The organism is Olsenella sp. kh2p3, assembly GCA_900119625.1.
Taxonomy (GTDB): Bacteria; Actinomycetota; Coriobacteriia; order Coriobacteriales; family Atopobiaceae; genus Tractidigestivibacter.
Window position 1 is genome coordinate 1 of sequence record FPKD01000014.1, and the last position, 26,023, is coordinate 26,023.

Genomic DNA, 26,023 nt, shown 5'->3' on the forward strand with positions numbered 1-26,023 from the left:
GCTTTGGCTATGGCGCGCTCAAGAAGTACGCGATCGCCAACATGCTCGTTGGCACCATCGACCAGATCTTCTCCAACGTCACCCCCGGCATCCCCGGCAGCGTCGTCGCCTTCGGCGTCCTGCTCTACTCGGCCCAGCAGTACGGCGACTTCTCCGGCGGCATCGACATGGTGGAGGCGGCCTCCTCGCTCTTCGGCGTGCGCATGGCAGAGAACTTCCGCCGCCCGTACTTCTCGGTCTCGCTCGCCGACTTCTGGCGCCGCTGGCACATAACGCTCGGCGCCTGGATGCGCGACTACGTGTTCTTCCCGTTCGCGGTCTCGCGCCCCATGCGGGCGCTGGGCGCCAGGGCCTCGCGCCTGGGGGAGCACCTGGGCCGCACCCTGCCCGCCTGCGTGGCGAACCTCCTCGTGTTCCTCATCGTCGGCCTCTGGCACGGCGCGGAGCCCCACTACGTGGCCTGGGGCCTCTACAACGGCCTGGTCATCGCGCTGGCCGACCTCCTCGCCCCGGCCTTCCGCCGCGCGAACGAGGCCCTGCGCGTGGACACCTCCTCGCGCGCCCACCGCGTCTTCTGCGTGGTGCGCACCTTCGTGGTCGTCAACATCGGCTGGTACTTCGACCGCATCTACGACTTCGGCGACAGCCTGCTCTGCCTGCGCAACACGTTCACCAACTTTGCGCCCCAGCAGTTCTCCCTGTGGCTCTTGCAGGCGGGCGTTCGCGGCTCAGCGCTCAAGTTCATGGGTTTCACGGCTGTGGCATGCCTCCTTGTCTTTGTGGTGAGCCTCGCGCAGGAGCGCGGCGTGGACGTTGATGGACGCATTCTGAGCTGGAACTGCGTGGTGCGCGGCGTGTTCTACTCCGCGGTGATTGGGCTCATCGTCGTGACGAGCTACATCACGCAGAACGCCGCAGGGGGGTTCATGTATGCCAACTTCTAAGGAGAGGCGCGCTGGCGCCGCCTCTGGCGGAACCCCCCGCAGCTGGCACAGGCGGATCGTCGAGACGCTGGTTGTGGTCGCCGTCATTGTAGCCTTTGACGTGATCTGCTCGTTTGCCCTCGAACAGTATGGTTCGCTCTCGAGCGTCATGTGGAGTGAGTACCGTGCCTCTGCGGGGGAGAACATCGACACCGTAGTCGTTGGCTCCTCTACGGCCCAGCGCTCCTTTGATCCGTCCGTCCTCGACAGCGCGCTGGGTACGAGCACTTTCTCGATGTCTACGCCGGCACAGCCACTCGATGACTCCTACACGGCGGTCAAGCAGGCCATCGAGGACCATCACGTGCGCCGGGTGATCCTGGGGGTGGACTACGAGTCGCTCTCGTATGAGAACTGGTCCGGCTCGCACGTGGCCTTCGCCCGCGCCAAGATGGACGGCGAGCCATTTCCTCAGGCGGCTGCCGACTACTGGAAGCTCCTGGTGAGCCCCTCCTTCATGCGCAGGGCAGACTCGCTCTGTGCGCTCTTCCCGTGGGGCTACAACCACGTGAAGCTTAACCGTGAGAGCATCGTCGCAAACGTGCGCGAGCGGATGAGCGGGGACAACGTCCTTGAGGCGGCTAAGGTCGTGAACGGCGGCTGGACCTACTACGGCCGCGGCTACGGCAACTACGACAGCGTCATCGACTACTCGCGGGCGCGAGAGGACACGTCTGTCTCCATCCACGGCCTGGATGACTTCAAGCAGACACTGCTCGACCAAATGACGGCAATCGCTCAGCTTTGCAAAGAGAACGACGTGCAGCTTGTCGTGGTGGTGACGCCGCGGCCGGCGTTCAACGTGCTGGTCTACGGCGAGAAGTACCCCGAGCAGATGTCGCGTCTGCAGCAGGTGGTCGAGGCAGAGGGCGCCACCTTCGTGGACGCCAACATGCTGCACGCCGAGACGTACAGTCCTCAGGACGGGGACTTTGCGGATGGCGAGCACCTCAACTACGCTGGCGCTACGCGCTTCTCGCAGGCGTTTGCGGGCGTGCTTCAGGCGCTCGATGCGGGGCAGGACGTGGAGTCCCTCTCGTACTCCTACAGCGATTGGGACCAGTACCTGGCCTCAATCCACCAGATTTCGGCCGTGGTGTCGCGGGTCGACAAGGCTGACAATGGCGATGCTGTTGTCTCTGCCCAGGCATACACCGGCACGGACGTCCAGGTGGAGTACCGGTTCCTGCTGGTTGGCAAGGACGGGGGCACTACCGTCCTCCAGGACTGGGGCAGCTCGGACAGCTGCGACGTGCCCCAAGGGTCACATGGCGATGTTATGGTGTGTGCCCGACAGGTGGGCTCCACGGCGGACTACGATCGCTTTTGCATGCAAGGGCTGCCTCACTAGCGTGGGCATTGGCATGTTGGTTTCGCTTGCCTTTTCTTGAGGGGGGCTTCTTGTGTCATCGAAAAATGCGGGAGGCCGCGCCTCCAAGGGGCCGCGAAGCCCCCTGAGGTGTGTTGTCGAGACTCTGGTGATTCTCGCCATCGTTGTTGGTGTGGACGTCCTTCTCGTCTACGCGCTCTACCCGTATGGCTCGACGAGCGAGGTCGTGTGGTCCGAGTACTTCTCGGCGGCTAGCCAAAACATTGACACCGTAGTTGTTGGCTCCTCGACGGCGCAGCGCGCGATTGACCCCAATGTGCTTGATAACGCGCTTGGCACCACCAGCTTTACACTTGCGACGCCCGCCCAGCCGCTCGAGGACAGCTACCTGGCAGTGAGCGAGGCCATCTCTGGCCATAGCGTGAAGCGGGTGATCTTGGGGCTTGACTACGAGACCATGTCGCTTGGCAGCTGGGACAAGGCCAATGTCACCTACGTGCAGACCAAGGCGGCCTACGAGTCGCTGCCCAAGGCGATTGGTGACTATGCGGGGCTGCTCACCAGCTCCGGCTTCTTTACCGGTTCGAAGTTCCTACAGGTTCTCTTTCCCTGGATCATTGCGCATGAGAAGGGCGGGGTTCAGAGTGTCGAGAACAACCTGCGCATGCGGCTTGACGGGACCACGCCCATCAAGGCGGCCAAGGTGCGCGAGTCCGGCTGGTCCTATGTTGGCAAGGGGTATGGAAACTACAACTACCTGCTGGACACAAGCAATGCTACGGCAGCCATGTCCACAACAAGCCATGCGATTACAGACTTCACCGACCAGAACATGGCCACGCTGCAGAAGATTATTGATCTTTGCAACGAGAATGACGTGCAGCTTGTGGTTGTGGTGACGCCGAGACCTGCCTTCAACGTGCTCTGCTACGGGGAGGAGTACCCCCAGCAGATGACAAGGATGCGCGACCTGGTCGAGTCCGGAGGTGGCGTGTTTCTCGACGCCAACCTGTTGAAGGACGACTATTACGCCCCAACTGCCGAGGACTTTGCAGACGGCGAGCACCTCAATGCCACGGGTGCGGAGGCCTTCTCGGCAATGCTTGCGGAGTACCTTGGTCGGCTTGACGCCGGCGGGGACGTCTCGGGGATGTCCTACTCGTATGAGGGGTGGTCGGACTACCTGGCGTCGATTGACTACATCTCGGCGGTGAAGCTTGACGGAAGCGTTGATGATGGGACGGCGACGCTTACGGCAACGCCGTACACAGGTACAAACGTGCAGGTAGAGTACCAGTTCTGTCTGTGTGACGCGGACGGCAACGTGACCAGCGTGCTGCGTGATTGGAGCAGCGACGCCACGGTGACCTGTGCGGTGCCGGCGGACGGCAGCCTTTCGGTGCGGGTGAACGCGCGGCAGGTGGGGTCTGGCGAGGACTTCGAGCGCTACTGCGTGTGGAGCTCGTCGTAAAAGGGGCGCCGCGGGCGCGCCTGGTGACGCCGGAGGGGCCGTTATGGCAGCGATTCCGTACGAGAAGCGCCTATCGGCGCCCGATTCTCGCCTGAAGGTGCATTTCCGTAGGCCCTTTTGCCAGAGAATAGCTCCTTTTCTTAAACGTCGGCCGCATTTCCGCAGGTCATCGCAATCGGTTTTAAGAAATGGAGCTATTCTCTGCAAGGAGAGCGGCACGTATGGTTTGAGTTGCCGGAATGGAGCCTCTTCTCCGTCTCTCCGCTGCCCTTCTCCGTTCTTTAGCGGAATCTGAGAATTGCACTGGCTGCCAACTGGGCAAATGCAGCGGCCGTTTCTCAGAAACCGATAAAGAATGAAGGGCAGGGGCGAGAACAACGAGGCGTACGAGAAAGGCGAGGCAGGAGAAGTTCCTGTCTCGCCTTTTGGTTGCGTGGGATATTGGGGGTTTAGCGGGCCGACTTACGGGTGCGCGTCGTCTTCTTTGCCGCGGGCTTTGTGGCTGTGGCCTTCTTTGCGGGTGCCTTGGCGGCAGCGGTGGACTTGGCAGCAGGCTTCGCGGCGGCAGCGGGCTTCGTGGCCGGCTCGGCCTTGGCTGCGGGGGCCGCCTTCTTGGCGGGAGCCGGCTTGGTGGCGGCAGCAGGCTTCTTAGCGGGCTCAGCCTTGGCTGCGGGGGCCGGCTTCTTGGCGGGAGCGGGCTTTGCCGCGGCGGCCTTTGGCTCCGCCTTGGTAGCTGGCGCGGCCTTTGGCTCCACCTTCTCAGCCGTCTTCGCCGCAGGTGCTGCCTTGGCTGCGGGTGCAACCTTCGCCGCAGGTGCCGCCTTGGCGGCAGGAGCGGCCTTCTTCACTGCCGGCTCCGCCTTCTTTGCCGGCGCCGCCTTGGTACGAGACGTGCGCGTGGCCTTGGTGCCAGCGGCCTTCTTGGCGGTCACGGGCTTGGCCGGCGCGTTCTTCGCAGCCTCGGCAACCTCCTCGGCGTGGTACTTCTCGGCCTCGTCCAGCACGTAGGGCAGGAAGTACTGGACCTGCTTCTGCCACCAGGGCCAGTCGTGGTCAACGTCGTTGCCCCAGTAGTCGCACCAGGCATCCACGCCCAGCGCGCGGAAGGCGTCGTCCACGATGTGCTCGGTACGCAGGCCTTCTTCCTCCCAGGCGCCCTGGCCGCAGCACAGGACAATCTCGCGCCTGTTGTAGAGGTCGATGTAGGGGTGGTCGTGCGGGGTATTGGGCAGGAAGTGAACGGGGGAGTTGAAGTACAGGGTGGTGTTCATCCAGTCGCCAAAGAAGAACTGCGCGTCGTAGCCGCCGGAGAGTGCGATGACGCCCTGGAAGAGGTCCGGGCGGCGCAGGAAGGCGACAAGGGCGTGCGTGGCGCCAAGCGAGCAGCCCATCGTAAGCGGACGCAGGTCAGAGCTATTGCGCTCGTGCACGAAGGGAACGACCTCCTCGCACACGTAGTTGTAGAACGCCTCGATTACCTTGACGCGCAGGACGTTGTCGCCACCGCGGTCGGACCAGCCCTCAGCATCGACGGAGTCGAGGACAAAGAGCTGGATCTTGCCGCTCTCGATGTAGTCCTTCATGGCGTCGACCATGCCGAACTGCTCGTAGCAGTCGCTCATCGCGTCCTGGATAGGAAATGCGACGATGGGCCATCCGGACTCACCATAGACGCGGATGCTCATGTCCTTGCCGAGGTTCTTGCTGTGCGCGGTTACCGTTTCCCGATTCATCTGACCGCTCCCCTCATTTAATGTCTCAAGGTTGCAGCTTTATGGTAGCAAAACTGCGTTTCGGGTGGTTTTCCAATCTGAGGAATGCAGGACCGCCGTTATGTTATCCATTCATGCGCTGCGTGCCAATAAGACGTAACCGCGTCCATCGAACTTGGCCGACCGCCGGAGTGCGCAGTTTACGCGGCTGTCACGGGGTACTGCTATGCTAAAACCTCATGCGAGTATCGCTCGCATGTGGGCGTTGGGGTTCAGGTAGGGGTAAGCGTTGCGTTTGCGGAGGTTGTCTCATGGTCAGGACCCTTGTTCTCGTGCGGCACGGCAAGGCCGAGAAGGCACCGGATGGCTCGTCGGATCTATACCGCGAGCTCACGCCAGACGGCAGGCATGCCCTAGAGATTGCGTATCCGCGTACCTTCTCGCTGCTTGAGGACTACGACGACATAAACGTGTGGTCAAGCCCCGCCATCCGCGCCATGCAGACGGCGCAGGTGGTCGCAAACGTGCTGGGCGTTGACGGCATCGAGGTCGACCAGACCCTCTACGACCAGAACGTGGACGCCATTCTCGCACAGATTGCCACTACACCTGAGGAGACTGTGGTCATCGTTGGCCACGTGCCCTCGCTTGATGCCATCGCGTCGCGCCTGTTGGGCATGACCATCAGACTGAACAAGGGTGCCGCGCTGGCGCTCGAGCTGCCACAGCCCGAAGCTGCGGCGGAGGGCGAGGTGGCCACCCCGGCACCCGCGTCGCTCCTCTGGTTTGTGGATGGCCCCAAGCCCAGCGTGTGGGGCTCGCTTGTTTCCATCGAGGGCGAGGTCACCGCATCTGCCGGCGAGCTTGCCGCCTGCGCCGAGCGCTTCTTTAACAACCCCGACGACGCCGATGCCCTCTGCGACTTCCGCATGGCCGTGCGCAGGCTCCGCTCGCTCGTCTCGTTCCTTGCGCCCTGGGAGTCTAAGAAGCAGGCAGAGCGCGCCGACAAGGTCCTGCGCAACCTGCTTGACGCCACCGCGCGCCTGCGCGGGATCGACATCTTCTCCCAGACGGTCGATGACCTTGTGGAGGCGGGCGAGCTGGGCGAGAACAGCCTGCTCCCCGTTGCGTGCGCCCACGAGCGCAAGCTCGAGCGCAGCTCGTTCATGGAGCTGGTGCGCAAGAAGGGGTTCGTCAAGAAGCTCGACGCGCTGGTCGAGGAGCTCTCGGGCTTTCGCTGGAAGAAGTCCGTGCTTGCGCGCGGCCTTAACGAGGAGGACCTCAAGTCCCGCTTCGACGAGGAGCTTGATGCCCTCGACCAGGCGCTCTTTGGTCTTGACCTCTCCAGCGCCAACGCGGTCTATGACGCCCGCCGCGACGCCAAGGAGCTTCACTACGTGGCCAATCGCCTGGGCGTGGTGCTGGGCGACGAGCGTGCGCAGATGAGCCAGTACATGGACGAGATCCAGCGCGATCTGGGTGCGCTTTGCAACGCTCGCACCAACGCGACGCTGGCAGACGAGTTTCGCCACAGCCCGCGTTTCCGCGGGGTTCGCGCGGATCTTGGCGTGGCTGGGCGTGACCAGGGCGAGGTTGTCTCGGCGATTGTCTCTGGCATGAAGCGCCGCGAGGCAAGCGACGAGGCCGCGGAGGAGGAGGGTGCGCTGTCCGAGGAGGCGCCTGCCGCGGACGCCGCTGAGGTCGAGAGCACCGCCCCCACCGAGAACGCCACGCCCGAGACCCCCGCGGAATAGGAGGCGCGGCCCATGGAGTACCGCCGCGAGCACGACTCGATGGGGGAGGTGCTGGTCCCCGCAGACGCCCTCTGGGGCGCCCAGACCCAGCGCAGCCACGAGAACTTCCCCATAGGAACCGAGCGCATGCCGCACGAGATCATCCGCGCGTTCGCGGTGCTCAAGAAGGCCGCGGCGCTGGCAAACGCGTCTCTCGGCCGCATGGACGAGAAGGACGCCGAGCTCATCGCCCAGGTGGCGGACGAGATTCTCGCCGGCAAGCTCGACGACCAGTTCCCGCTCGTGGTGTGGCAGACGGGCTCGGGCACGCAGTCGAACATGAACGTCAACGAGGTCATCGCCAACCGCGGCAACGCCATCGCCGGCGAGCGGCGCCTGCACCCCAACGACTCCGTGAACATGAGCCAGAGCTCAAACGACACCTTCCCCACGGCGCTGCACATCGCTGCCGCCACGGCCATCACCCAGGACCTTCTCCCCGCCATCGACCAGCTCGTGGCCACGCTGCGGCAGCTTGAGGAGAGAAGCGCCGGCATCGTCAAGTGCGGGCGCACGCACCTGCAGGACGCCGTGCCCATTGCCTTCTCGCAGGAGGTCTCTGGCTGGCGCGGCCTGCTGGAGGACTCGCGCGAGCAGCTCGAGGTCACGCTGCCCGGCCTCTATCGCCTGGCGCTCGGCGGCACCGCCGTGGGCACCGGCCTCAACGCTCCTGCTGGCTTTGACGCCGCCGTTGCCGCGGAGGTCGCCCGCCTCACGGGCATGCCGTTCGTCTCGGCGCCCAACAAGTTCGCGGCTCTCTCCGGCAAGGATGCCGTCGCGTTTGCGCACGGGGCGGTCCGCACGCTTGCCGCCAACATGATGAAGATCGCCAACGACGTGCGCTGGCTGGCCTCCGGTCCGCGCTGCGGGCTGGGCGAGATCCGCATCCCTGCCAACGAGCCGGGCAGCTCCATCATGCCGGGCAAGGTGAACCCCACCCAGTGCGAGGCCGTGACCATGGTTGCGGTTGAGGTCATGGGCAACGACGCCACCATCGGCTTTGCCGCCAGCCAGGGCAACTTTGAGCTCAACGTCTTCATGCCGGTCATCGCGTACAACTTCCTGCAGTCCACGCGGCTCCTGGCGGATTCCATCCGCTCCTTCGACGAGCGCTGCGTGAGCGGCATCGAGCCCATCCGGGAGCGCATGGACGAGAACCTCCACCGCTCCCTCATGCTGGTCACCTGCCTCAACCCCTACATTGGCTACGAGAATGCGGCAAAGGTGGCCCACAAGGCCTTCGACGAGGGCACGAGCCTGCGGGACGCCTGCATTGAGCTTGGATTTCTCACGCCACAGCGCTTCGACGAGGTGTTTCACCCGGAAGAGATGGTGTGATCGCGGGGTTACCCGCGCGCACCGCAGAGAGGAGTTCTCATGAGCGAGCAGAGCATAGAGACCCGCTGCGTGCAGGCGGGCTACACGCCGGGCAACGGCGAGCCGCGCCAGGTGCCCATCGTCCAGTCCACCACCTTCAAGTACGACACCTCCGATGCCATGGGGCGCCTCTTTGACCTTGAGGACACGGGCTACTTCTACACGCGTCTCCAGAACCCCACGAACGACCACGTGGCAGCCAAGATCGCCTCGCTCGAGGGCGGCACCGCTGCTATGCTCACCAGCTCCGGCCAGGCGGCCAACTTCTTTGCCGTCTTCAACATCTGCGAGGCCGGCGGCCACGTGGTGGCAAGCTCCGCCATCTACGGAGGCACCTTCAACCTTCTCGCCCATACACTGGGCAAGATGGGCATCGAGTGCACGTTCGTCGATCCCAACTGCACGCCCGAGGAGCTTGACGCGGCCTTCCGCCCCAACACCAAGTGCGTCTTTGGCGAGACCATCGCCAACCCCGCGCTCGCGGTTCTCGACATCGAGAAGTTCGCCGCCGCCGCGCATGCGCACGACGTGCCGCTCATCGTGGACAACACCTTCCCCACGCCCATCAACTGCCGTCCCATCGAGTGGGGCGCGGACATCGTGACCCACTCCACCACCAAGTACATGGACGGCCACGGTGCGTGCGTGGGCGGTGCCATTGTGGACTCGGGCAAGTTCGACTGGATGGCAAACGCCGAGCGCTTCCCCGGGCTCACGACGCCCGACGAGTCCTACCACGGCATTGTCTATGCCGAGAAGTTCGGCCAGGCCAGTGCCTACATCACCAAGGCAACGTCGCAGCTCATGCGCGACTTTGGCAGCATCCAGAGCCCGCAGAACGCCTTCTACCTGAACCTCGGCCTCGAGAGCCTGCACGTGCGCGTGCCGCAGCACTGCAAGAACGCGCGCGCCGTGGCGGAGTTTCTCTCCGCGAACGACAAGGTGGCGTCCGTGCGCTACCCGGACCTCCCGGATGACCCGTACCACAAGCTTGCCGAGAAGTACCTGCCCAACGGAAGCTGCGGCGTGGTGAGCTTCGAGGTCGCGGGCGGCCGCGAGGCGGCGGAGCGCTTCATGGCCGGGCTCCGCGTCTTTGCCATCGAGACGCACGTGGCCGACGCGCGGAGCTGCTGTTTGCACCCGGCGTCCTCGACGCATCGCCAGATGACCAACGAGGAGCTGGTGGCGGCCGGCATCTCTCCCGCGATGGTGCGCATGAGCTGCGGCATCGAGGGAACCGACGACCTCGTGGCAGACGTGGAGCAGGCCCTGGCGCGGGTGTAGGGGAGCGACAACTCGCTCGGGGTGCCGCTGCTGCAAGCCGCTCGCGGCATCCGAGAAGGGCGCTTCTTGCGCCATACGCAGAAGGAGGAACGACATGCAACTCAGCTCGAATGGTCTCGCTGGTGAGGCAACGCTTTCCGCCACGGTCGTGAGGACCCCCTCCGCACGCGCGCTTGCCGCGGGTGTCGCCGTTGCCGCGGCCGTCGCGCTGCCACAGGCGGCGCACGTTCTCGGCGCCGCGCTCGGCCTGGGGCCAGCGGTGGGCCAGGTGCTCCTGCCCATGTTTCTTCCCGTGATGGCCGTGGGTCTTCTCGCCGGCCCCGCGTCCGGCCTCGTTGCCGGCGCGTTGGCGCCGCTCGTGAGCTTTGCCCTCACCGGCATGCCCGCCGGCCCCCTGCCGCTTCTGGCTATGGTGCCCGAGGTCGCGACCTTTGGTCTCGCGTGCGGCCTGCTGGCAACGAAGAGGCTCCCCTGGATTGCGAAGGTCCTGGTGTCCGAGGCCGCGGGCATCGTGGTCTACGCCGTGGTCCTTGCCCTGCTCGCCGCCCTTACTGGGAGCGCCGGCGTCGACGTCTTCGGGACGGTCCTCTCGGTGGCCAGGACGGGGCTCCCCGGTCTTGTGATCCAGTGGGTGTCCCTTCCCCTCATGATGCGCGTGGTCACGCGGGCGGAGCTGCACCATGGCAGGGACTAGCACGCCCGAGCCAGGCGCCGCCGACATGGCGCGTGCCTGCGGGCTCCTCTCGGCGGACGAAATTACCGTGGCAGCCGTCAAGGGCGACGCCGTGCTCACGAGCAAGGCGCGGGGCGTGCGACCCTTGCTCGAGTGGGTCTCCGCTGGCACCAGCCTCGAGGGCTTCTCCGTTGCGGACAAGGTGGTGGGGAAGGCGCCCGCGCTTTTGTACTGCCTCTTGGGGCCGAGGGCGGTGCATGCCCCGGTGATGTCCTTCTCGGCAGAGAAGGTGCTGGTAGACCGGGGGATTGTTGCCACGTGCGACCTTGAGGTGGACACGATTCTCAATGCGCAAAGGACTGGCCAATGCCCGATAGACGCCTCGGTGGCAAGCGCCGATGAGCCCGAGGCGGGTCTTGCGGCCATCCGAGGGTGCCTGAAGAGGCTGGCCGATACCGGAGGACCTGCCTCCCGGCAGTAGCGGTGCTCGCCTGCATGCGACGCCCAGGGGCTTCTCGCATGACATCGACCGTTTCATTTGGAGGGGTGGACAACGGCGTCCACTCCTCCTTTCGTACCGCTCGTAGAATTTTACGTTTCTGGCCTATATGCCAACAGCGAAACTCGAAACGCTATGCGCCCTTTCGGGAGGGGACCCAGCAAGGGCGAAAACGACAAGGAGAGGACCTTATGGCTAGGCTTCATGTCATGCAGCGTAGCGAGGCCCAGGCTGTGATGGACAGCCTGCACGAGGCGCTTGGTCGGCGCCTTGCGGTAAGCTCGCTCGCCCCCTGCCCGGTGGAGTTCACCGCGGCGTACGTCAACATGTGCGCCACGCAGAGCTGCGGCAAGTGCACGCCGTGCCGCGTTGGCCTGCGCGCACTCTCTGACCTCCTGAACGACGTCCTGGAGAACCGCGCGGACGAGCACACGCTCGACCTCATCGAGCGCACCGCGCGCACGATTTATCTCTCGGCCGACTGCGCCATTGGCTACGAGGCCGGCGACATGGCGCTCACGGCCATCCGCGGCTTTTGCGACGACTTCGAGCACCATGTCCAGAAGCACGCCTGCGGCTTCACGCAGAGTCAGCTCGTGCCCTGTGTCTCCGGCTGCCCGGCGGGCGTGGACATCCCCGGCTACATCAGCCTGGTGGAGGCTCGCCGCTACACGGATGCCGTGCGTCTCATCCGCAAGGACAACCCGCTGCCGCTGGTCTGCGGCTACGTATGCGAGCACCCCTGCGAGATGAACTGCCGTCGCGGCATGGTCGACGACCCCATGATCATCCGCGGCCTCAAGCGCTTTGCCGTAGACCACATGGAGACGGACTATCGACCCAACATGGCCGAGAAGACCGGCAAGCGCGTGGCCGTTGTGGGTGGCGGCCCCGCGGGCCTCTCGTGCGCCTACTACCTCTCGGTCATGGGACACGACGTGACCATCTACGAGGCACGGCACAAGCTGGGCGGCATGCTGCGCTACGGCATACCCAACTACCGCCTGCCCCACGAGCGCCTTGACGCCGAGATCCAGTGGATTCTCGACTGCGGCATCCAGGTGAAGTGCGACACCAAGGTCGAGGACCTCGCTGCGCTGCGCAAGGACTACGACGCGGTCTACCTAGCCATTGGTGCGCACCTGGACCGCAAGCTGGGCCTTCCCGGGGAGGACTCGGTGGGCGTGCTCTCCGCCGTCGAGATGCTGCGTGCCCTGGGTGACGAGGTCCGCCCGGACTTCTCGCACGAGCGCGTCTGCGTGATTGGCGGCGGCAACGTGGCCATGGACGTGGCACGCTCCGCCATCCGTCTGGGTGCCAAGAAGGTCACCATCGTCTACCGCCGCCGCGTGGCCGACATGACGGCCCAGGACGAGGAGATCGCGGGCGCCAAGGCTGAAGGCTGCGAGCTTCTTGAGCTTCACGCACCCATTGCCATCGAGTCTCAGGACGGCTACGTTACCGGCCTGCGCGTGCAGCGGCAGATTATTGGCGGGCTCTCCCGCGGGCGCTTTGCCCCGCGGCAGGCGGACGCCCCCGAAGAGGTCATTCCCTGCGAGCGCGTGGTGGTGGCAATTGGCCAGGCAATCGAGTCTGGTCCCTTCGAGGAGCAGGGCGTGCCCTGCAAGCGCGGCAGGATCGACGTGGGGGAGGACTCCGCCGTGCCCGGCATGGAGGGCGTCTTCTCCGGCGGCGACTGCCAGAGTGGCCCTGCCACGGTCATCCGTGCCGTCAACGCAGGCAAGGTAGCCGCGGGCAACATCGACAACTATCTGGGCTTCAACCACCAGGTCACGCTCGACGTTGAGCTGCCGCCCGTACAGTTCAAGGGCAAGACGAGCTGCGCCAGGTGCGAGATGACGCTGCGCGAGGCCGAGGACCGCAAGCGCGACTTTGACCTCATCGAGAACGGGCTCACCGAGGAAGAGGCCCACCAGGAGGCATCGAGGTGCCTGAGGTGCGATCACTTTGGCTTTGGTGCGTTCCGCGGGGGGAGGATCGAGCAGTGGTAACCCTTACTATCGACGGCAAGCAGGTCACGGTCCCGGAGCACACATCCATCCTGGATGCGGCCAGGTCCGTGAACATCAACATTCCAACCTTGTGCTTCCTGCGCGACATCAACGAGATTGGTGCGTGCAGGGCGTGCGTGGTCGAGATCGAGGGCATCGACCAGCTGGTGGCGGCCTGCAACAACACCGTGCTTGACGGCATGGTGGTGCGCACCAACAGCCCCAAGGTGCGCATGGCGCGCAAGGCAAACGTGGAGTTTCTCCTCTCGCAGCACGACTCCGAGTGCACGAGCTGCGTGCGCTCCGGCAACTGCACGCTGCAGACGGTCGCCAACGACCTTGGCATCACGAGCCTGCCCTACACCAAGCACCTGCCGCACCAGCCCTGGAACCAGGACTTCCCGCTCATCCGCAACAACGACAAGTGCATCAACTGCCTTCGCTGCATCCAGGTGTGCGAGAAGGTCCAGGCGGAGGGCATCTGGGACCTCACCAACCGCTCGAGCCACACCTGCGTGGGCGTTCGCGGTGGCGGCCTGATCGAGGACTCCGACTGCGCCCTCTGCGGCCAGTGCATCACCCACTGCCCCACCGGAGCGCTACGCGAGCGCGACGACACCGACCGCGTCTTCGACGCCCTGGCGGACCCAGACAGGATCGTGGTGGTGCAGGTGGCGCCCGCCGTGCGCACGGCTTGGGGAGAGCCCTTCGGCCTGCCGCGCGAGAAGGCCACGGCGCAGCGCCTGGTCACCGCGCTCAAGGGCATGGGCTTCGACTACGTGTTTGACACGGACTTCTCGGCAGACCTCACCATCATGGAGGAGGGCTCCGAGCTGGTTGAGCACCTAAAGCACCCCGAGGGCGTGAAGTTCCCCATGTTCACGAGCTGCTGCCCCGGCTGGGTGCGCTACTGCAAGGCGCGCCACCCGCGCTTCACCGACCAGCTCTCCACCTCAAAGTCGCCCGGCCAGATGTTTGGCGCCATCGCCAAGAGCTACTATGCCGGGCTTCTGGGCGTGGACCCGCACCGCATCTTCTGCGTGGAGATCATGCCTTGCCTGGCCAAGAAGGCCGAGGTCGACATCCCCGTGATGAACGATGCCTGTGGCGATCCCGACGTGGACGTGTCGCTCACGGTGCGCGAGGTGGACCGCATGATCCGCGCCGAGCACATCGACGTCTTCTCGCTTGCCGAGACGGACTTTGACCAGCCACTTGGCACGGCAACGGGTGCCGCCGTGATCTTTGGCGCTACTGGCGGCGTCATGGAGGCAGCCCTGCGCACGGCGTACTACCTGGTCACGGGCGAGAACTGCGACGCCGACGCGTTCAAGGACGTGCGCGGCCTCGACGGCTGGAAGGAGGCCAGCTTCGACATTGCCGGCACCACACTGCACGTGGCCGTAGCGAGCGGCCTGGGCAACGCCAACCGGCTGCTCAACGCGCTCGAGGCCGGCGAGGTCTCCTACGACTTTGTCGAGATCATGGCATGCCCCGGCGGCTGCTCTGGCGGCGGCGGGCTGCCCATCCACGACGGCGAGGAGCTTGCGGGCGTTCGCGGCGACGTGCTGTGGGGCCTTGACCGTGTAGCCAAGCTGCGCCGCAGCCACGAGAACCCCTCCATTCAGGCGGTCTACCGCGACTACCTGGGTGCGCCGCTCTCCGAGCGCGCGGAGGAGCTGCTCCACACCAACCAGCACGCGTGGAAGATGCCGAGAGAGGCGTAGTAGCCACCTTAGTTGCGGTGTTTCTCGGCCGTCTCATTGGTCTTTGACGAAATGAGGCCCTCCGGCGCCAAATTGACGCCGGAGGGCACGTTCTAGCAGCGATTACGTACGAAAGGCCCTCTCGGGCGCCGTTTTCTCGCCGGAGCGTGCGTTACTGCAAGGGGCAGAGATCCCGACCATCTTCGTCCGCGAGTGATAGCGGAAGAGTGCGTCGAAAGCCCCTACGTTCCACGATTTTTCGATTTTTTGCGCCGAAGTGCCTTTTGTTACACCTGATTTTGGTACCGCGTCCAGTAGAGTGAGGTAACGCAACCCAACATATGGGGCTAAGTGATTGACCTATGCATATATGTAGGGTTAAGTACTTCTGGTATCGCTGGAACCACGTGTAACGAAGGCGAGTTCGGTGCAAAAAACCACAAATTGGTGTAACGAAGGCGACCTCGATGCACTGGGGGAGAACGAGTCCCCTGCGTTGCAACTGCAGTAGTTGAAAAAACCGGGCACATCGTAACGTCACCGCAACAAACGTCTGGTAGAGTCACAGCCATCGTCAACCACAGGAAGGAAGCGTCAATGTCCCTCTCCGCCAACATCGCTATTCTCGTCGCACGCGCGTGCGCTGGTGCGTGGTGGTGGACAAGGACTGACTCCCTTCCGGACTGACGACGGCCACCCGCGCATATACGCATACACAGAGGGCCCTCGGACAAGTTCCGGGGGTCCTCTTTTTGTACGCGGGCGGCATCCCGCAGGCAATCGACAAGCGACGAAGGCACGGCAACAGAAAGGAAGAACCATGAGCTCCGAAGAGACCGCAACCAAGGACCCCTATCGCATCTACCTGCGCGAGGACCAGATTCCCACCGCTTGGTACAACCTGCGCGCGGACATGCCCGAGAAGCCCGACCCCATGCGCCTCCCCAACGGCAAGGTGGCCGCGGTGGACGACATCGCCCCCGTCTTTGCGCGCGCCCTCTGCGAGCAGGAGCTCGACGACGACACGCCGTACTTCCAGATTCCCGAGCCGGTCATGGAGATGTATAGGGTCTATCGTCCCAGTCCGCTCTGCCGTGCGTACAACCTGGAGCGAGCACTGGGCACGCCCGCGAAGATCTACTACAAGTTCGAGGGCAACAACACCTCGGGCTCGCACAAGCTGAACTCCGCGCTGGCGCAGGCCTACTACGCCTACGCCGAGGGCATCACCAACATCACCACCGAGACGGGCGCCGGCCAGTGGGGCACCGCGCTCTCCGAGGCTGCCGCGCACTATGGCCTTGACCTGGACGTCTTCATGGTCAAGTGCTCCTACGAGCAGAAGCCGTTCCGTCGTAACGTGATGGAGACCTTTGGCGCCAGGGTCACGCCGTCGCCCTCACCCACCACGGAGGCAGGCAAGAAGATCCTGGCTGCAGACCCTGAGTGCACCGGGTCTCTCGGCACCGCCATCTCCGAGGCCGTGGAGCGCGCGCTCAACGTCCCCGGCAACAAGGGCCGCTACCAGCTGGGCAGCGTCCTCAACCAGGTGGTGCTGCACCAGTCCGTCATTGGCCTTGAGTCCTACGAGGCCCTCGCCGAGCTGAGCGAGTACCCGGACATCGTGATTGGCTGCTGCGGCGGTGGTTCCAACTTTGGCGGCCTCATCGCGCCGTTCATGCGCGACAAGCTCAACGGCACCCACCCCGACACGCGCTTCATTGGCGTGGAGCCCGCGAGCTGCCCCACGCTCACCCGCGGCGTGTACGCGTACGACTTTGCGGACACGGGTCAGACCTGCCCTCTCTGCAAGATGTACACGCTGGGCAACGGCTTCATCCCCAGCCCCGACCACGCCGGAGGCCTGCGCTACCACGGGATGAGCCCCATCGTCTCCAAGCTCAAGCACGACGGCTACATGGAGGCCGTGGCCGTCAAGCAGACCGACGTCTTTGCGGCGGCCGAGCAGTTCGCCAAGCTCGAGACCATCCTGCCCGCGCCCGAGAGCTCGCACGCCATTCTCCAGGCGATTCGCGAGGCCGAGAAGTGCCGCGAGACGGGCGAGGCGAAGACCATCCTCTTTGGCCTCACGGGCACCGGCTACTTCGACATGGTTGCCTACGACAAGTTCAACAAGGGCGAGCTTGAGGACCACATCCCTTCCGACGAGGAGCTCGAGGCGGGCTTCGCGACCATCCCGCACATCCCCGGCCTGCAGTAGGGGCGCTTGCCCGCGACGGTGCTTCTCGGGTGCGTTGGTGCCGGCGCCGTTGGGCTGGCGCCACCGACGAAAACCGGCCTTCCGGCGAGAATCTGGCGCCGGAAGGTACGTTACCGCAGCTATCGCGTACAAAGTGAACGCTCCGGCGCCAGAATGACGCCGGAGCGCTTGGTATAGCGGGGTTCTCGTCCAAAAGGCGCCCCCGGGCGCCATCGGTGAGTTCGGCGCCGGGGGTGTGGCGAGAACTACTCCTCCACCTCGAGGAGCTCGATCTCGAAGTTGAGGTCCTTGCCGGCCATCTCGTGGTTGAGGTCGAACGTGATGTTGGTGTCGTCCTTGGCCGCGACCAGGGCGGGGAAGGGCTGGCCAGAGGGGGTTGCCAGCGTCACGCGGTCGCCCACCGAGAGCTTCTCGGCGCCGGGCATCATGGCGATGGGCAGCGTCTGGACGAGGTCCTCGCGCCTCTCGCCATAGGCCTCGGCGGCGGGGATGTGGACGTTTCTCGTCTCGCCGACGGTCATCTGGTCGACGGCCGCGTCAAAGCCCTTGATCATCTGGCCGGCCATGCACGTGAAGGCCAGCGGCTCGTTGCGGTCGCGGGACGAGTCGAACTTGGTACCGTCGTCGAGGGTGCCAACGTAGTGCACCTTGACCTTCTTGCCTGCGTTGCTCATGGGTCCTCCTTGGGGCGGCCGCGCACGGCCGCTTGTGGCTGCAATGGCAACAACTCTACGCCACAATACCTGCGGCTGCGAGTGGCATACTGGTTCCATGCAGGTATCGTGGGGAGGAACGCATGGCGGAGCAGGACAAAGGTTTTGTGGGGGTGTTCGACTCGGGAGTGGGCGGCCTCACGGTGCTGGGGTGCCTTGTCGCCGAGTTGCCGCACGAGCGCTTTGTCTTCTTTGGCGACTCTGCCCATGCGCCCTATGGTGACAAGCCCCCCGAGGAGGTCCTGGAGCTCTCGCGGCGCATTGCCGCCTCGCTTGTGAACGAGGGCGCAAAGGCGCTGGTCATCGCCTGCAATACCGCCACCTCCGTTGCCGCGCAGGCGCTGCGCACGGAGTACCCCACCATTCCCGTGATTGGCGTGGAGCCGGCACTCAAACCGGCAACGCTCGCGCCGCAGCACCGCCGCATCCTGGTGATGGCCACGGCAGCCACGCTGCGACTGGGCAAGTTCCAGCGTCTCGAGGACCGCTGGGGCGCGGATTCCGAGGTCATCGAGGTGCCGTGCGTGGGGCTGGCCGACCTCATCGAGAAGGGCGACCCCGCGTCGCCCGCAATCCACGAGCTGCTCGAGCGCTACCTTGGCCCGTGGAGCGGCAAGGTCGACTCGGTGGTTCTCGGCTGCACGCACTATCCGCTTGTCCGCGAGCAGATCTGCGAGGTCATGGGCGACGTGCCGCTCTTTGATGGCGGCGAGGGCACGGCGCGAGAGACGCGCCGCCGACTTGAGGCGGCGGGACTTCTCGCCTCTAGCGCCCAGGTGGGGAGCGTGGAACTTCGCTCGAGCATCGATACCCCGGACGAACTGGCGCTCTACCAGCGGATCTTCGAGCTGGCGCAGCGCTAGGGGCCTGCCGACGGCGAGGGCCCGTGGCCGTGCCCCTCTCGGTGCCCGATTCGTGCCTCCCCCGGTGCCTCTCTCTGCGGAGAATAGCTCCTTTTCTTAAACTGCCGTTGCGTTTCCGCAGGTAACGAGTACCGGTTTTAAGAAAGGGAGCTAAACTTTGCGGCTGGCAGTTATGCCCGGAGCAAGTTTTGGCCGCCGCTCGTTGTTATTGCGCGATATTCCTCGTCAATAGGACGTTCGCCCAGTTGGCAACCACTACATCAAGGAATTTCGCGCAATAATCTTGGAAGACGAAGCAGGGCACCCCGAGAACAAACCACAGGTGGAGCAGAGGGATTCGCCTCATCTGGTCTCCTGTTTGAGGTTCTTATCGGCTTAGCACCTTGGCTGTCCCTTCGTTATTGCGCGATATTTCTCATGACTCAAGCATTCGCACAGTTGAGTATCTCAATATCAAGAAATTTCGCGCAATAATTTCTACCGAGAAGGCCCGATGCCCCGAGGCGAGGCCACGGACGAAGCTGAGGGGGCCTCACCCACCCATCCGCCCAGTCGTTCTTTAGCGGTTTCTGAGAAACGGGCCCAACGTTTCCGCGGTTCGCGGCAATCATCGTTCTCAAAAACCGCTAAAGAAGGTAAGGGGGAAGCGGAAGGGGAGAAGGAAGAGGGGGCTACGGCAAAGAAAAAGGCCGGCACCCAGAGGGGCCGGCCGTGGTTCTCGCTATGTTCTGGCTCCTAGAAGATGCCGAGGAACCCGTGCACAAAGAGCGCTGCCACCGTCGCGCCCACAAACGGCGCGAGGCCCGGGACGGTGAGGCCGTACTTCCAGTTGTTGTCGGCCTTGTCCTTGATGGGAAGCACCTGGTAGGCCATGCGGGGCCCGAGGTCGCGCGCCTGGTTCATGGCAAAGCCGGTGATGCCGCCCATGCCCATGCCAACGGCCCACACCAGAAGGCCAACGCAGATGGCGCACAGCAGCAGGTTGTCGCCGGCGTAGTGCGCGATGGCGAGAATGCCCGAGATGAAGAAGAACGTGCAGAACGCCTCGCAGAAGAAGTCGTGGGGCAGGTTGTTCCTGGTGGGGTTGGTCGAGAAGATATTGCGCTGCGCGATGGGGTCAACCACGCCCTCGGACTCCTTGAACTCGTCCTTGTACATGAACCACGCGGCAACGGCACCCACAAAGCCGCCGAGCATCTCGGCGATCACGTACGGAATGAACATGCTCCAAGGCACCAGGCCAAGGATGCACTGCGCAAGCGCCATGGCGGGGTTCATGCAAATAGAGCCGCCAAAGATGAAGAGGCACACCGAGATGCCAAACGACCACGTGGTGATGGCGAACATGTGACCGGAGCCCTGGTACTTGGTCCCTTTGAGCACGGTGTCGCAGTGGACGCCAACGCCAAAGATGATCATGAGGGCTGTACTCCCAAACTCGGCAAGGATGTTGTAGGGCATGGAGGCTCCTTCTCGCTGTGCTGCCTGTGATAGATGTGGGGATGAATCTGCCGTTCGCAGCAAGAATCATACCGGTTATGGAACAAAATGAGGATATTTACTTTTTTCTGCGAGAGAAACGCATAAGTTGCACGGCTTTGGAGAAAGGCGCTTCCAAATCACCTGGGCGAGAACCTCGCACATACAACAACAGGGCCGCCACCCAAAGGTGACGGCCCTGAAAACCGTGCAGCGCAAAGAGCAGTGCCGAGAGGCGCGAGCCTACTTCTTGAGGGACTCCTCGACGGCGACGGCGCATGCAACGGTGCAGCCGACCATGGGGTTGTTGCCCATGCCGATGAGGCCCATCATGTCGACGTGCGCAGGCACGGAGCTGGAGCCGGCGAACTGCGCGCTGGAGTGCATGCGGCCCATGGTGTCGGTCATGCCGTAGGAGGCGGGGCCGGCAGCCATGTTGTCCGGGTGCAGGGTACGGCCGGTGCCGCCGCCCGACGCCACGGAGAAGTACTTCTTGCCGGCAAGCACGCGCTCCTTGAAGTAGGTGCCCGCGACGGGGTGCTGGAAGCGCGTGGGGTTGGTGGAGTTGCCGGTGATCGAGATGTCGACGTTCTCGTGCCACATGATGGCAACGCCCTCGCGGACGTCGTCGGCGCCGTAGCAGTTGACCTTGGCGCGCGGGCCGTCGGAGTAGGGAATCGTCTCGACGATCTTGAGCTCGCTCGTGTAGTAGTCGAACTGCGTCTTCACGTAGGTGAAGCCGTTGATACGGGCGATGATCTGGGCAGCGTCCTTGCCAAGGCCGTTCAGGATGACGCGGAGCGGCTTCTTGCGGGCCTTGTTGGCGTTGTTGGCAATGCCGATGGCGCCCTCGGCGGCAGCGAAGGACTCGTGGCCAGCCAGGAATGCGAAGCACTCGGTGTCCTCACCAAGGAGCATGGCGCCCAGGTTGCCGTGGCCAAGGCCGACCTTGCGGTCGTCGGCGACGGAGCCGGGGACGCAGAAGGCCTGCAGGCCCTCGCCGATGGCGGCGGCAGCCTCGGAGGCCGTGGTGACCTCGCCCTTCTCAGCCTTCTTCAGCGCGATGGCGCAGCCCAGGGTGTAGGCCCACTTTGCGTTCTCGAACGCGATGGACTGGATGCCGGTGGTGATGTCATAGGGGTTGAAGCCACGGTCGGTGCAGAGCTTGAGGGCCTCCTCGAGGTCCTTGATGCCGTACTGCTCGCACGCCTTGTTGATCTGGGCGATGCGGCGCTCGTAGCCTTCGAACGTGATGGCCATGTGCTGTACCTCCTTCTCTCTACTCGGAGTTACTCGTGGACGGGGAACGTGGACTCGGTGCTGTGGGTCTCCTCATCGGTACGAGGATCGATGAACTTCACAGCCTGATCCCACTGGCCGTAGTGGCCCATGGCCTTCTGGACGGCCTCTGCGGGGTCGACGCCGGCCTTGACCGCGTCGGTGAACTTGCCGAGGTTGAGGAACTCAAAGCCCACGATCTCGTCGTTCTTGTTGATGGCCATGCGGGTGACGTAGCCCTGGGTGAGCTCGAGGTAGCGGGCACCCTTGGCGGCGGTGCCGTACATGGTGCCCACCATGGAGCGCAGGCCCTTGCCGAGGTCGTCGAGGCCGGTGCCGATGGGCAGGCCGTCTTCGGAGAATGCGGTCTGGCTGCGGCCGTAGACGATCTGCAGGAACAGCTCACGCATGGCGACGTTGATGGCGTCGCACACGAGGTCGGTGTTCAGGGCCTCGAGGATGGTCTTCTTGGGGAGAATCTCGGCGGCCATGGCGGCGGAGTGGGTCATGCCCGAGCAGCCGATGGTCTCGATGAGGCACTCCTCGATGACGCCGTTCTTGACGTTGAGGCTGAGCTTGCAGGCACCCTGCTGCGGGGCGCACCAACCAACACCGTGGGTGTAGCCGGAGATGTCAGTGATCTCCTTGGCCTGAACCCACTTGCCCTCCTCGGGGATGGGCGCCGGTCCGTGGTATGCACCCTTGGCAACCGGGCACATGCGCTCCACTTCTGCCGAATACTGCATGTGTTCTCCTCTCCGAACTCCCTCGCCGATGCCCCTTGCACCGACGCGATCGTTGCCGGCAATGCCGGTTAGAGCTCTGGTGCCGGAAATCCTCCAGCGCTTTTAAGTTTACGGCATGCACGGGGCTGCGGAGACGAGCGTGAGAAAAATCCCTGCGCTCGCTATGTGAGACCGTTCCCGGGTCGTATAATCGCCCGCATGCAAAACACGCGAGACATACGAACCGCTCCCATGTGGGCGTGGAAGCTCGGGATGCTTTCCTGCGCCGTCATCTGGGGCGCCTCGTTTGTCATCATCAAAGACACGCTGGATGTGGCACCCGCGTGCTGGCTCATGGCCATTCGCTTCTTAATGGCCACGGTGCTCATGGCGGCGATCTTCTGGAAGCGCCTGCGCGACAACTTTGATTGGAGCCACGTTCTTGCGGGAGGAATCCTGGGCGTGCTGTATGGCGCGGGGTTTGCCGTCCAGAACGTTGGCCTTGCCTACACGACGCCGGGGAGAAGTGCCTTTCTCACCGCTATCTATTGTGTGCTGGTGCCGTTCATCAACTGGGTGGTGATCCGTCGGCGTCCGGGCGCGTCGAGCCTGGTGGCGGCGTTCCTGAGCATTGTGGGAATCGCGCTCATCTCGCTGGGGGACGACATGCGTCCGTCGCTGGGGACCGGCGAGTGGCTCACGCTTCTCTCGGCGGTGTTCTTTGCACTCCAGATCGTGTTTGTCGACAGGTTCACCAGCTCGCACGACATGACCACCATCTCTGTTGTGCAGCTGGGCTTCATGTCTTTGACCTGCGCCGTGTTCTCGCTGGCCCTGGGCGAGCAGGCGCCGGCGCTGTCCGGGCTTGGCGCCTCGTTCTGGCTTGCCCTTGCCTACCTGGTGATTCTCTCGTCCTGCGTGACAACGCTTATCCAGAACGTGGGACAGACCGTTGTGCCACCGGCTCAGTCTGCGCTGCTCCTCTCGCTGGAGAGCGTATTTGCGGTCATCGCGAGCGTCATCTTCTACCACGAGCGGCTCACGCCCCAGCTGGTCCTGGGTTTCTCGCTGGTGTTTCTCGGAGTGCTTGCGAGCGAGCTTGGGCCCATGCTGCTGGCGAGAAGGGCCACGGCCCAGCGGGCGTGAGCGGCACAGGGATGTGGCGGCGCGGGTCTTGTGTGCCTGCTCTACTCGGCGGCCACCGCCGCGATGCCAAAGGCGCCCGGGCCGGAGTGGCTCGCAATCACGCAGCCAGACTTCACCCATTCGATCTCCTGCGCGCCGTGGTCGCGCAGGATCTTCTCGACCAGCGCGCGGATGATAGGGTCGGGCGCGTTGCCCACCGTATACGTGAGGTTCACGCGCGAGAGGTCCATGGGCTCGCGGGTCACGAAGTCCTCGACGAGCTGGCCTACGCACTTGACCATGGTGCCGCGGCGCTTCTTGGTTGCCACGAGCTTGCCGTCGAGCACCTCGACCGTGGGCTTGATGCGCAAAAGGGTCGCGCCGAGAAACGCCACGTTGGAGAGGCGCCCGCCCGCGCGCAGGTAGTCGAGGTCGCCGGGGACGAAGGCAAAGCGAATGCGGCGCACCTGGTCATCGACGAAGGCCTCGACCTTGTCTTCTGTGGCGTCGGGGTTGACCTCCATCATGCGGGCGACGTTGGTCACCACAAGGCGAAGCGCGCAAGAGACGGACTTTGTGTCCATCATGGCCACGTAATCGCGCCCCTCGGCTGCGAGGTGCGCGCTGCGGTAGGAGACCGTGGTCGCCGCGGAGTAGGCCAGGTAGAGAATCTTGGCCGTGGGGTACTTCTCGTGGATGCGGTCAAAGGCGGCGCTGAAGTCGGCAGGCGTGCAGCCCGAGGTCTGCGGGAGCTTTCCCGTGGTCTTGTAGTACTCGTAGAGCTCCTCGGGCGGGAAGGAGTCGTCGTCGCGTGAGAGGTCGCCAAAGTTCACGTGCATGGGGACCACCACAATGCCGTGGCGGCGCGCGGTCTCCTCGTGGATGTCGGAGCCGGACTCGGTGACGAGGATGTAGTCTGCCATGGTTGCCTCCGCAGCCTGGATGGTGATATTCCAACGCATCTCATAGCTATTGTAGGGGTATCTTGGCGCATGAGACAAAGGGACAGTCCCTTTGTCTCATCGGGGAGGAGCTGACGTGATCCAGGAGACGGGCAAGGCGTACGACAACCACTTCGAGCCCAAGGAGGCAAAGGCCGAGAGCTACGTGCTGCACTACCGTGACCGCTCGGCGCTCGTGCGCGTGGTGGCCGTAGGCGAGCGCGGCGCGGACGAGTTTTCGTCGGGCGAGATGATCGAGCTGCCGCGTCTTGCGGACTATCCCACGCCGCCGGAGCGCACCGTGTTCGCGTTCCGCATTGGCGAGGATGACTTCTTCCTTGCACTGGACGACGAGGTTGCAACGCCGGCGGGCTTCACCTACGAGCGTGTGGGGTGGCTGCGCGGCGTTGGCCCGGCCGACCTGGCATTTGCCGCGGCGGTGGGCTCCCAGCTTGCCTCGTGGTATCGCGACAACAGGTTCTGCTCGCGCTGCGGACACGCCATGGAGCTTGCCCCGCGCAGCCGCGAGATTGTGTGCCCCAACTGCGCGAAGATTGTCTACCCCAAAATCCAGCCGGGCGTGATTGCCGCCGTGACGGATGGCGAGAGGATCGTGCTCACGCGCTACCAGGGGCGCGCGCTCAAGCTGTGGGCGCTTGTCGCGGGCTTCACCGAGATTGGCGAGTCCGTGGAGGACACCGTGCGCCGCGAGGTCATGGAGGAGGTGGGGCTGCGCGTGCGCGACCTGCGCTTTTACAAGAGCCAGCCCTGGCCCTTCTCGGACACGCTGCTCATGGGGTTCTGGTGTCGCGTGGACGGGAGCCGACGCATTCGCACCGACCACCAGGAGCTTGCCGAGGCGCGCTGGTTTCCGCCGGAGGAGATTCCGCTGGAGCGCGCCAACGACCACGCCAGCCTTACGGGCGAGATGATCGAGCTCTTCCGCACGAAGGGCGCAGCCAGGCTGGGGCTGTAGGGGCGGCGCGATAAAGGCCATTTCCTACTATCACAGCCCCTTCCTGCTGTCCCCCTTAGATTTAGAAGCGGCTTGTTGCATAAAAATGCTCTATCGAACTGTGAAAGCAAAGTTGCTGCATAAAAATGCTCTATCGAACGGTGCTGTCGGAGAGCACACATCAAACTCTAAATTATATTTGCATGCATTTCGATAACGCCTTTGAAATATGCAAAATAATGCAACTATTGTTAAACTTCTGATGTAGCGGAAGCGGATGGGCCGTTCGATAGGGCGTTTTCATGCAGAGATATTGGATTCCCTGTTCGATGGAGCCTTTTTGTGCAGAGTTCCGTCTCAGTATGGCTGTGCAATTCGCGGGACGCACCTTCGCGTAGGGAAAGACACCGAGAGACGCCAGGCTGCGCTGATAAAAACGCTTCTTCCGGCACGTAACCCCGGTGTCCGTGTGCGGCACATCGCCGCAATGTTTCCGTTCGGCTACCGCTCACAAAACTCCGGCGCCCAACTTTTGGCTCTTCGCTGTTTCTAGTGGGTAGCAGATGATACGGCCAGCTGGGCCGAGAAGTCCAGGCGGCCGAGCCTCAGGAATATCATCGTCTTGAAGTACTCGACGTTCCTGAACCCCCTCGCTGCCCGCTTGACGGACTGGATGACGGAGTTCAGCCCCTCGAGGATGGCGTTGGTGGCGTTCCTCGAGAACCAGTTCAGGATACCCTCCCGCTCCTTCCTGACCGTCCTCGCCACCACCTTCATCTCGGGCACGTTGGAGTGCGCGATCCAGGAGAGGACGCGGTCCAGCTCCCGTCCCGCGGACCCCCTGTCCGGGCAGGCGTAGACCGCCCGCAGCGCCTCGGTCATC

Annotated in this window: 21 protein-coding genes; 14 read left to right on the forward strand and 7 right to left on the reverse strand. The window is 64.0% G+C overall.

All coding sequences use genetic code 11. The features are described 5' to 3' along the window. From BT122_RS10230 to BT122_RS10240, 3 genes are all read left to right on the forward strand, one after another. On the forward strand, nucleotides 1–944 hold a 944-nt coding region (locus BT122_RS10230), incomplete at its 5' end, for an MBOAT family O-acyltransferase (protein WP_286130368.1). After that, entirely contained in the window at nucleotides 931–2,334 is a 1,404-nt protein-coding gene (locus BT122_RS10235; RefSeq protein ID WP_072355816.1) for an SGNH/GDSL hydrolase family protein, read from the forward strand. The genes BT122_RS10230 and BT122_RS10235, both read left to right, overlap by 14 nt. A gap of 127 nt (nucleotides 2,335–2,461) precedes the next feature. After that, nucleotides 2,462–3,784: an SGNH/GDSL hydrolase family protein gene (locus tag BT122_RS10240; RefSeq protein WP_072355817.1), complete on the forward strand. Its 1,323-nt coding sequence runs from the start codon at nucleotides 2,462–2,464 to the stop codon at nucleotides 3,782–3,784. Nucleotides 3,785–4,233: 449 nt separating this feature from the next. Here the strand turns inward: BT122_RS10240 and BT122_RS10770 are convergent, their stop codons facing one another. Continuing rightward, the gene (locus tag BT122_RS10770) at nucleotides 4,234–5,517 is read right to left on the reverse strand and encodes an esterase family protein (protein WP_083432468.1); all 1,284 of its coding nucleotides are present in this window, start codon (nucleotides 5,515–5,517) and stop codon (nucleotides 4,234–4,236) included. A gap of 290 nt (nucleotides 5,518–5,807) precedes the next feature. Here BT122_RS10770 and BT122_RS10255 point away from each other — a divergent pair, with 290 nt between their 5' ends. The 8 genes from BT122_RS10255 (at nucleotide 5,808) to BT122_RS10290 (ending at nucleotide 17,061) form a co-directional block, all read left to right on the forward strand. Beyond that, a complete protein-coding gene (locus BT122_RS10255; protein WP_072355818.1) occupies nucleotides 5,808–7,250 on the forward strand; it encodes a CHAD domain-containing protein in 1,443 nt (480 codons plus the stop codon). Nucleotides 7,251–7,262: 12 nt separating this feature from the next. Beyond that, entirely contained in the window at nucleotides 7,263–8,627 is a 1,365-nt protein-coding gene (gene fumC, locus BT122_RS10260; RefSeq protein WP_072355819.1) for a class II fumarate hydratase, read from the forward strand. Between the two features lie 39 nt (nucleotides 8,628–8,666). Next, nucleotides 8,667–9,950: an O-acetylhomoserine aminocarboxypropyltransferase/cysteine synthase family protein gene (locus BT122_RS10265; RefSeq protein WP_072355820.1), complete on the forward strand. Its 1,284-nt coding sequence runs from the start codon at nucleotides 8,667–8,669 to the stop codon at nucleotides 9,948–9,950. Between the two features lie 94 nt (nucleotides 9,951–10,044). Next, the gene (locus tag BT122_RS10270; RefSeq protein ID WP_083432470.1) at nucleotides 10,045–10,644 is read left to right on the forward strand and encodes a hypothetical protein; all 600 of its coding nucleotides are present in this window, start codon (nucleotides 10,045–10,047) and stop codon (nucleotides 10,642–10,644) included. Then, complete coding sequence (locus BT122_RS10275; RefSeq protein WP_072355821.1) at nucleotides 10,631–11,104, forward strand: DUF1893 domain-containing protein; 474 nt, start codon at nucleotides 10,631–10,633, stop codon at nucleotides 11,102–11,104. Before BT122_RS10270 ends, BT122_RS10275 begins: the two co-directional genes overlap by 14 nt. 209 nt (nucleotides 11,105–11,313) lie before the next feature. Beyond that, a complete protein-coding gene (locus BT122_RS10280) occupies nucleotides 11,314–13,134 on the forward strand; it encodes an NAD(P)-binding protein (RefSeq protein WP_072355822.1) in 1,821 nt (606 codons plus the stop codon). After that, a complete protein-coding gene (locus BT122_RS10285; RefSeq protein ID WP_072355823.1) occupies nucleotides 13,128–14,861 on the forward strand; it encodes a [FeFe] hydrogenase, group A in 1,734 nt (577 codons plus the stop codon). The genes BT122_RS10280 and BT122_RS10285 overlap by 7 nt, the downstream gene beginning before the upstream one ends. Before the next feature lie 799 nt (nucleotides 14,862–15,660). Beyond that, on the forward strand, nucleotides 15,661–17,061 hold the full coding sequence (locus BT122_RS10290) for a TrpB-like pyridoxal phosphate-dependent enzyme (RefSeq protein ID WP_072355824.1): 1,401 nt from the start codon (nucleotides 15,661–15,663) through the stop codon (nucleotides 17,059–17,061). Nucleotides 17,062–17,306: 245 nt separating this feature from the next. On the opposite strand, the gene BT122_RS10295 is transcribed toward BT122_RS10290, so the two are convergent. Beyond that, the gene (locus BT122_RS10295) at nucleotides 17,307–17,735 is read right to left on the reverse strand and encodes an FKBP-type peptidyl-prolyl cis-trans isomerase (protein WP_032110301.1); all 429 of its coding nucleotides are present in this window, start codon (nucleotides 17,733–17,735) and stop codon (nucleotides 17,307–17,309) included. Between the two features lie 122 nt (nucleotides 17,736–17,857). Between BT122_RS10295 and murI the strand changes: the two genes are divergently transcribed. Continuing rightward, complete coding sequence (murI, locus tag BT122_RS10300; RefSeq protein WP_072355825.1) at nucleotides 17,858–18,637, forward strand: glutamate racemase; 780 nt, start codon at nucleotides 17,858–17,860, stop codon at nucleotides 18,635–18,637. 735 nt (nucleotides 18,638–19,372) lie between these two features. On the opposite strand, the gene larD is transcribed toward murI, so the two are convergent. From larD to BT122_RS10315, 3 genes are all read right to left on the reverse strand, one after another. Further along, nucleotides 19,373–20,098: a D/L-lactic acid transporter LarD gene (gene larD / locus BT122_RS10305; RefSeq protein ID WP_072355826.1), complete on the reverse strand. Its 726-nt coding sequence runs from the start codon at nucleotides 20,096–20,098 to the stop codon at nucleotides 19,373–19,375. Nucleotides 20,099–20,359: 261 nt separating this feature from the next. Beyond that, nucleotides 20,360–21,376 carry a GGGtGRT protein gene (locus BT122_RS10310; RefSeq protein WP_032110298.1) on the reverse strand — a complete coding sequence of 339 codons (1,017 nt, stop codon included), beginning with the start codon at nucleotides 21,374–21,376 and terminating at the stop codon, nucleotides 20,360–20,362. 29 nt (nucleotides 21,377–21,405) lie between these two features. Next, nucleotides 21,406–22,140 (reverse strand): iron-sulfur cluster assembly scaffold protein, encoded by a 735-nt coding sequence (locus BT122_RS10315; protein WP_032110297.1) that lies wholly within the window; start codon nucleotides 22,138–22,140, stop codon nucleotides 21,406–21,408. 252 nt (nucleotides 22,141–22,392) lie between these two features. Here BT122_RS10315 and BT122_RS10320 point away from each other — a divergent pair, with 252 nt between their 5' ends. Beyond that, nucleotides 22,393–23,265, forward strand: a complete 873-nt coding sequence (locus BT122_RS10320) for a DMT family transporter (RefSeq protein ID WP_177242228.1) — start codon at nucleotides 22,393–22,395, stop codon at nucleotides 23,263–23,265. A 41-nt stretch (nucleotides 23,266–23,306) separates the two neighbouring features. Here the strand turns inward: BT122_RS10320 and BT122_RS10325 are convergent, their stop codons facing one another. Further along, complete coding sequence (locus BT122_RS10325; RefSeq protein ID WP_072355828.1) at nucleotides 23,307–24,167, reverse strand: DegV family protein; 861 nt, start codon at nucleotides 24,165–24,167, stop codon at nucleotides 23,307–23,309. Between the two features lie 115 nt (nucleotides 24,168–24,282). Between BT122_RS10325 and nudC the strand changes: the two genes are divergently transcribed. After that, nucleotides 24,283–25,161 (forward strand): NAD(+) diphosphatase, encoded by an 879-nt coding sequence (gene nudC / locus BT122_RS10330; protein WP_072355829.1) that lies wholly within the window; start codon nucleotides 24,283–24,285, stop codon nucleotides 25,159–25,161. Nucleotides 25,162–25,689: 528 nt separating this feature from the next. On the opposite strand, the gene BT122_RS10335 is transcribed toward nudC, so the two are convergent. Continuing rightward, on the reverse strand, nucleotides 25,690–26,023 hold a 334-nt coding region (locus BT122_RS10335; RefSeq protein ID WP_072355830.1), incomplete at its 5' end, for a transposase.

Excerpts from the sequence above, each read along its gene's own strand:
- BT122_RS10235 (WP_072355816.1), top strand. The coding sequence starts at position 931 with ATGCCAACTTCTAAGGAGAGGCGCGCTGGCGCCGCCTCTGGCGGAACC.
- BT122_RS10770 (WP_083432468.1), bottom strand. The coding sequence starts at position 5,517 with ATGAATCGGGAAACGGTAACCGCGCACAGCAAGAACCTCGGCAAGGAC.
- BT122_RS10255 (WP_072355818.1), top strand. The coding sequence starts at position 5,808 with ATGGTCAGGACCCTTGTTCTCGTGCGGCACGGCAAGGCCGAGAAGGCA.
- fumC (WP_072355819.1), top strand. The coding sequence starts at position 7,263 with ATGGAGTACCGCCGCGAGCACGACTCGATGGGGGAGGTGCTGGTCCCC.
- BT122_RS10265 (WP_072355820.1), top strand. The coding sequence starts at position 8,667 with ATGAGCGAGCAGAGCATAGAGACCCGCTGCGTGCAGGCGGGCTACACG.
- BT122_RS10270 (WP_083432470.1), top strand. The coding sequence starts at position 10,045 with ATGCAACTCAGCTCGAATGGTCTCGCTGGTGAGGCAACGCTTTCCGCC.
- BT122_RS10275 (WP_072355821.1), top strand. The coding sequence starts at position 10,631 with ATGGCAGGGACTAGCACGCCCGAGCCAGGCGCCGCCGACATGGCGCGT.
- BT122_RS10280 (WP_072355822.1), top strand. The coding sequence starts at position 11,314 with ATGGCTAGGCTTCATGTCATGCAGCGTAGCGAGGCCCAGGCTGTGATG.
- BT122_RS10290 (WP_072355824.1), top strand. The coding sequence starts at position 15,661 with ATGAGCTCCGAAGAGACCGCAACCAAGGACCCCTATCGCATCTACCTG.
- BT122_RS10295 (WP_032110301.1), bottom strand. The coding sequence starts at position 17,735 with ATGAGCAACGCAGGCAAGAAGGTCAAGGTGCACTACGTTGGCACCCTC.
- murI (WP_072355825.1), top strand. The coding sequence starts at position 17,858 with ATGGCGGAGCAGGACAAAGGTTTTGTGGGGGTGTTCGACTCGGGAGTG.
- larD (WP_072355826.1), bottom strand. The coding sequence starts at position 20,098 with ATGCCCTACAACATCCTTGCCGAGTTTGGGAGTACAGCCCTCATGATC.
- BT122_RS10310 (WP_032110298.1), bottom strand. The coding sequence starts at position 21,376 with ATGGCCATCACGTTCGAAGGCTACGAGCGCCGCATCGCCCAGATCAAC.
- BT122_RS10315 (WP_032110297.1), bottom strand. The coding sequence starts at position 22,140 with ATGCAGTATTCGGCAGAAGTGGAGCGCATGTGCCCGGTTGCCAAGGGT.
- BT122_RS10320 (WP_177242228.1), top strand. The coding sequence starts at position 22,393 with ATGCTTTCCTGCGCCGTCATCTGGGGCGCCTCGTTTGTCATCATCAAA.
- BT122_RS10325 (WP_072355828.1), bottom strand. The coding sequence starts at position 24,167 with ATGGCAGACTACATCCTCGTCACCGAGTCCGGCTCCGACATCCACGAG.